Source organism: Acinetobacter sp. YH12108, from assembly GCF_013419055.1.
Taxonomy (GTDB): Bacteria; Pseudomonadota; Gammaproteobacteria; order Pseudomonadales; family Moraxellaceae; genus Acinetobacter.
In genome coordinates, this window is record NZ_VPAW01000032.1 from 25,140 (window position 1) to 31,782 (window position 6,643).

A 6,643-nucleotide genomic window follows, 5' to 3' on the forward strand; every position below is an offset into this window, starting at 1 on the left:
GATCTACTCAGAAAAACTTGTGCGAATAATTTCTTTTGATTTGGCTTCTTCAAGCTCGGAAACACGTTGACGAACCATTGATTCGATTTCATCAACCAGTTGATTGGTATCGATTAAATGGCTCTTTTCACCATTACGATACACCAGTGAGCGCGGACTTGCACCTACTACACCGATATCGGCTTCTTTGGCTTCGCCCGGACCATTCACTTTACAGCCAATTACAGACACATCCATCGGAACACGGACATCTTCCAAACGTTCTTCAAGGGTCTGCATTACTTTAATCACGTTAAATTCCTGACGTGAACAGCTTGGGCAGGCAATGAAGTTAATTCCGTTAGAACGAAGGCCCAGCGATTTCAGGATATCAAAACCAATCTTGATTTCTTCTTCAGGCTCAGCTGCCAGAGAAATACGCATGGTATCGCCAATACCTTCCATCAGCAGACCACCCAAAGCAATCGCTGATTTCACTGAACCAGTACGATACACACCCGCTTCAGTCACACCCAAGTGCAGTGGATTATCAATCTGTTTAGACAGCAGACGATAGGCATCCATCGTCAAAAACACGTTTGATGCTTTGACCGATACTTTAAATTCATGGAAATTCAGACGATCCAGAATGTCGATATGACGCATCGCAGATTCCAGCAATGCTTCACCTGTTGGCTCGCCATATTTCTTTTGAATATCTTTTTCCAGTGAACCGGCATTCACGCCAATACGCATGGAAATGTCGTTATGACGTGCAGCCGCCACGACTTCACGAATCTTGGCTTCTGAACCGATATTACCCGGGTTAATACGCAAACAGTCTGCACCCAGATCAGCAACAGCCAGCGCAATCTTATAGTCGAAGTGAATATCTGCAACCAGTGGTACGTCGACTTGCTTACGGATTTCACCAAATGCAGCCGCTGCCTCCATACTTGGGACAGAGACACGCATGATATCCGCACCTGCATCTACACAACGCTGAATTTGTGCAACAGTTGCTGCGACATCGCAGGTTTCAGTATTGGTCATTGACTGAACAGTGATCGGTGCATCACCACCGACATAGACAGAACCGACACGGATTTTACGTGTTGGACGGCGCTGAATTGGATTTACGATCATGATTTCGCCCTATCTGCTCACCATTAACGTGATAAACGGAAATCTGCTTTTCCGTTAACCGTATAAGGTGACAATGCAATACTTTCATTATTTAAACTGAGTGATACTGCTGTCGCATCATCCAGTCGGATCTGGAATGGCGCTTCACCGTTCAGCTCTAAAGTAGATGCCTGACGGCCAGTGGCCAGCACATTACCGCCTGCATCTACAATATGCACAGAGGTCGGACGGCTAAAATCAAGCTTAAGCTGATCACCGGACATGGCAGCACCGGCATCCAGATTCAAAATCTCAACATCAGAAGAGGTGTCCGCAACTTCAGCATTATTTGAACTGCTTTCCGACCAGTTCTGAATCATCGCGACCAGTGCACCCAAGATCAGTACTACAACCAGTGCAATCAGGCCACGCTTTAACCATTTACGGTTACGATCACGCTTTGAACCTGGTAATTTACCCATGATCTTGATTGGAGAATCTTTCAGGGCATGCGTTGCAACCATACCGGTATCATTGGCATAAATTTCATCAAAACGCTGAATCAGGCTAGATGCATCGACACCGAGATATTTGGCATAGGTGCGGTAATAGCCCTTGATAAAGGTTGCTTCAGGCAAGGATTTATAATCATCCTTTTCCAAGGCATTCAGGGTCTTTACCGGAATATTGAGTTCTTTGGCAACGTCTTCAAGCTCACGTTGCTGATTAATACGAATCTTGCGTAAGTACTCGCCTGGACGCTGAACATTTCCTAACGCGTTTGGAGCTACGCTCGAATTATTCGAATCTGAATTAGGATTTACTTCCATACGGCCTCAGTACTGTACTGTAATTGCAAATAACGTTGGTATTCCGGGCTTTCAGGGAACAATGCACGTAATTGATTCACCAATACCTGCATGCCTAACTGATCGCCACTGGCACGCGCAGTGCGAATGCCAATCCAGAGCGCACGGGCACTCTGGTTTTTCTGCCCCACGCCACGCACAAACTGTTCATACATTTGAGTCGCGGCCGGGAACTGCTGGTTCAGATAAAAAATTTCTGCCAACTCTAACATTGATATATACGAAGCGCGATTAGCCTGTAGTGCCTGTTTGAATGATTTTTCAGCATTCGCCAGATCACCCTGTTTCAGGTAAATCCGCCCCATATTTTCAAGGGCACGAAATCGCTGGTCATAACCTAAAGTTGCGCCGGCAATTTCGAACTGCTCGATCGCATCTTTATAGCGCTCAAGCTGATACAAATAGGTGCCGTAGTTATTTCGTGCCTGGGCATTTTTTGGATCTGCCGAAATTGCACGCTTGAAATAACCTTCAGCTTTTTCAAGATTAGGTTTGCTGCCTTCCTGCTGAAGCAGCACACCCATCATCATATTGGCTTGCGAATCACGCGGATTAGTTTCCAGTGCCTGATCCAGCGCACGTTTGGCTGAATCCAGATCACCGTTTTTAAGATATTCAACCGCCAACTGAGTACGAACCTTGGTGGCTTTTTCCGGATCCTTCTGACCTAGATCTGGCGTTTGACACGCAGTTAAAACCAAAGACCCACATACTACTGAAACCAAAGCAAGTTTAGATGTCAGACTACTCAATTGGCGACCTCTTGTTATCCTTGTGAGCGCATAATCTCATTGGACTGCGCAATTTTCTTTTTCCACTGTTCCGCACGACGGGTACGGTCAGCAACTTGTCCTACCAGTTGTCCACACGCAGCGTCGATATCATCACCACGTGTCTGACGAATCGTACACACAAAACCGGCATCAGACAAAGTTTTTTGGAAAGAAATAATCCGGTTACGGCTTGAACGGCCATATGGCGCATGCGGGAACGGGTTAAATGGAATCAGGTTAATCTTGCTTGGCAGATCTTTGAGCAGCTTGATCATCTGCTGGGCATGTTCAGGTTTGTCATTTACGCCATCCAGCATTACGTATTCGATAGTCACGTGCTTACGCGCACTTTCATTACCATCTTTAGTGATGTAGCGCTGACAAGCGGCAATAAGCTGCTCTAGCGGATATTTTTTGTTGATTGGCACCAGTTCATTACGCAGCTCGTCATTGGTTGCGTGTAATGAAATCGCCAAAGCCACATCAATATCTTGCGCCAACTGGTCAATTTTCGGCACGACACCTGAAGTTGAAAGCGTTACGCGGCGTTTAGACATGCCATAAGCAAAATCATCCAGCATAATGCGCATAGAGTTTAATACAGCATCATAGTTCAGCAATGGCTCGCCCATGCCCATCATCACCACATTGGTCACTGAACGCTCACGCTCAGCCACAGGCACTTCTTCCATATAGGAGTAGTTGGCCATCCATAACTGACCAATGATTTCAGCTTGAGTCAGGTCACGCTGGAAACCTTGCTTACCGGTTGAACAGAATGAACAGTCTAGGGCACAGCCCACTTGTGAAGAAATACACAGGGTCTTACGTGAACCAGTTTTATCCTCTGCCGGAATCAGGACAGTTTCAACCAGAGAGCCATCACCATCACCGACACGGAACACCCATTTACGGGTACCGTCTTTGGAATAGTTTTTATGCACTACTTCTGGCGCTTTAATTTCACAAATCTTTTCCAGTTTTTCACGCAGCTTGCCCGAGATATTGGTCATCTCGGCAAAATCAGTCACGAAATACTGATGAATCCATTTCATCACCTGACCGGCACGGAACTTCTTCTCGCCCATATCTTCGAAGAATTTTTCCATTTGCGGACGTGACATGCCTAGTAAGTTCACTTTTTCCACAGAATTTTGCTGTGCAGGAGTGGACGGAGATTGTTGCTGTGCATCAGAAACTGCTGATGTAGCGACCACTTCAGTACTCATGTGTATACCTAAACCATGTCTAAAGATGAAAGGAGAAGCTCAATATCTGAGCAAAGAATTATTCAGAGAATAAAAAAACCAGATAAGTATAATAACACTTATCTGGTTTGAATACTGCGTATTAACGAGTACGTGGAGCAATCTCAGTTTGCGCGAAGAAGTAGTTAATTTCGCGGTCAGCAGATGCTACAGAGTCAGAACCGTGAGCAGCGTTTTCGTCGATGCTTACAGCGAAGTCTGCACGGATTGTACCAGGAGCAGCTTCTTTAGGGTTAGTCGCGCCAAGGATGTCACGGTGAGCAAGAACAGCGTTTTCGCCTTCAAGAACTGAAACAACAACTGGACCAGAAGTCATGAATGCAACTAGGTCACCGAAGAAACCACGTTCTTTGTGCTCAGCGTAGAAACCTTCAGCTTCAGCTTTAGTCAGGTGTTTCATTTTAGTCGCAACGATTTTAAGACCTGCTTTTTCGAAACGAGCAAAGATGTCACCGATGTGGTTTTTAGCAACTGCGTCTGGTTTTACGATAGATAATGTACGTTCAATAGCCATGATTGGCTCCTTAAGTCAATTGTTGACATGAAAATTTGCCGCATTATACCGAATAATGGACTTTTTTCTGCCTTTAAACTGTAAAAAAATTGCTTTTTTCAACTGGCAATTAACGTGCTTCGTCAATCCATGCCATTTGAATGGCTTCCAGAAGCCCTTCGGTTGATTTGGTCGGATCATCTTCAAAGTCTGGCAGTGCGCATACCCAGGCATGCAGGTCGGTAAAGCGAACCCATTGCGGATCCACGTCTGGATGCGCTTCATATAATTCAATCGCGATATCGAGGGTATCTGTCCAACGTAAACCCATGTCTATTCCTAAGCCTATTTACTGTGATGTAGTACTTTAGCAAATCTGCAAAATTCTGCGAGCCTTTGCCAGATCATCTCGTGATTTTTTACAACATGATATTAAAAAAAGGTGCCGTAAATACAATCATGGTGGCCACCAGCGCGCCCAATATGGCTCCTACCGCCACATCACTTGGATAATGCAAGCCTAAAACCATTCGGGAGATCGCGACCAGAATGGCAAATGGCAACATTAAAAACAGCAAAAAAGGTACGATATAGCCCAGCACAATGGTCACCATCACTGCATGCAAGGTATGTCCCGAAGGAAAACTAAAATGATCCAGCGGATGCTCACAGAGCCGAATCACCTGATGCACCTGATAAGGACGTGGCCGTATTGTCTTGGTTTTTAAAAGTTTATAAATCAGGGTTCCGATCATACTGCCAAATACCAGATAAACTATCTGTAAGGTATACATCAGGCCCTGAATCAGCCAGACGGCAATGAGCATCAAATACCAGAATACGCCATTGCCCAACCGGCTAATGATTTTGAAAAAAGCTGCAATGCGTTCTGAATGTGAAAAATGATTAAGATAAATACAGCCTTTTAAATCAATTTCTAAAAATTTTAGTTTTGCATTCTGAAATTTCATTGTAGAGCTCTTATTGTTTTATGCCCTGTATTTCAGGTTTGGTACGACTGAAAAATAGAGCTTGTTCAAATTGACGCATGAGATAATCGCCATTCACCTTTTTAGTTTGTTAATGCCAGTATCCTTCTGTAATCGTTATAAATCGCTTAATTAAGACATCTAACAGATGAATTCTTGCCACTATCCCAACCTACTCAGCCAACTTTTCCGATCAGGTTGCAGCTGTAAACAAGTACATCCATGATCATTAGCGATCACTGCTCCACCGCTGGCCATCGCCTCCTGAATTATATTTTTGACCTTTCAATCCGACCTATCCTTGAACTGTTAATAGATGATTTATGTATACTGGCATTCATTGAAATACGTCTGGATCACTACATTCAATTCATTCTTTAGGAATAATTATCTAGCCTTTAACAAAACCTGAGAAGGATCGATTGTGCTTCGAGTATAATGTAGTTATAACACCCAAGACTTTGGTGAAAATGTATCTATGAGCCACTTTCTGCCTTGGTCTTAATCAAAATTTGGTTATTCCCAGGCATTTAAAAGTTAATGAGATATAACTATCCATACTTTTGATCAAGTATGAAATTAAGGTGTGACTGTTTTATGAATTGATTTATGGGAGCTTAGCATTTCTTACATTATCAAACTTGCTGATGCTTTATGTCTGTTCCATCTACCTTTTCAATTTCTTTACTATACTTATGCTCAACTAATAACCGATTAAATACCTGATCCATGCCAATGAATTCAACTTGTAAAATAGTTGCCATTTTTGAATATGATTTATTTTTTGAGATAACCTTTTATCTTCAAATCCCCAGTCAACCAACAAAGCTGCTCCAAGCAATAAAATTAAAATTAAAATTAAGACAGCTAACCACAAACTTAATGAAAGCCAACTACCCCCACAATACATCACGATAAATAATCGTTTGGATTTGCTGCCATGAAGTTTTGGTATTTTTTAATTCGAATGCATATTGCTCAAACTCTTGATCACCTACTCCTACTTCAGTCCAAACATAGATAACCCGAATCGCGGATAAAAAATTGACTTGAAAAATAAGAGGACTAGAGCCATCAGTTGAGTTACCACACAAAACTTAAAACTCTAGTCCCGATGTTTAATAGTACCGAATTATTTTGCGTAATT

Annotated in this window: 7 protein-coding genes; all 7 read right to left on the reverse strand. The window is 43.2% G+C overall.

Annotated elements, in window-relative coordinates:
* Window positions 1–3: 3 nt before the first annotated feature.
* Window positions 4–1,125: a flavodoxin-dependent (E)-4-hydroxy-3-methylbut-2-enyl-diphosphate synthase gene (gene ispG / locus FTU46_RS15160; RefSeq protein ID WP_004782104.1), complete on the reverse strand. Its 1,122-nt coding sequence runs from the start codon at window positions 1,123–1,125 to the stop codon at window positions 4–6.
* Between the two features lie 23 nt (window positions 1,126–1,148).
* A complete protein-coding gene (locus FTU46_RS15165) occupies window positions 1,149–1,934 on the reverse strand; it encodes a helix-turn-helix domain-containing protein (protein WP_180105272.1) in 786 nt (261 codons plus the stop codon).
* A complete protein-coding gene (pilW, locus tag FTU46_RS15170; protein ID WP_373683619.1) occupies window positions 1,925–2,698 on the reverse strand; it encodes a type IV pilus biogenesis/stability protein PilW in 774 nt (257 codons plus the stop codon). The genes FTU46_RS15165 and pilW overlap by 10 nt, the downstream gene beginning before the upstream one ends.
* 41 nt (window positions 2,699–2,739) lie before the next feature.
* Window positions 2,740–3,975, reverse strand: a complete 1,236-nt coding sequence (gene rlmN / locus FTU46_RS15175; RefSeq protein ID WP_005232136.1) for a 23S rRNA (adenine(2503)-C(2))-methyltransferase RlmN — start codon at window positions 3,973–3,975, stop codon at window positions 2,740–2,742.
* Window positions 3,976–4,096: 121 nt separating this feature from the next.
* Window positions 4,097–4,528, reverse strand: a complete 432-nt coding sequence (gene ndk, locus FTU46_RS15180; protein WP_180105273.1) for a nucleoside-diphosphate kinase — start codon at window positions 4,526–4,528, stop codon at window positions 4,097–4,099.
* Window positions 4,529–4,637: 109 nt separating this feature from the next.
* Window positions 4,638–4,838 carry a Fe-S cluster assembly protein IscX gene (iscX, locus tag FTU46_RS15185; protein WP_005232138.1) on the reverse strand — a complete coding sequence of 67 codons (201 nt, stop codon included), beginning with the start codon at window positions 4,836–4,838 and terminating at the stop codon, window positions 4,638–4,640.
* Between the two features lie 88 nt (window positions 4,839–4,926).
* Complete coding sequence (locus tag FTU46_RS15190; RefSeq protein WP_180105274.1) at window positions 4,927–5,478, reverse strand: phosphatase PAP2 family protein; 552 nt, start codon at window positions 5,476–5,478, stop codon at window positions 4,927–4,929.
* Between the last annotated feature and the right edge of the window lie 1,165 nt (window positions 5,479–6,643).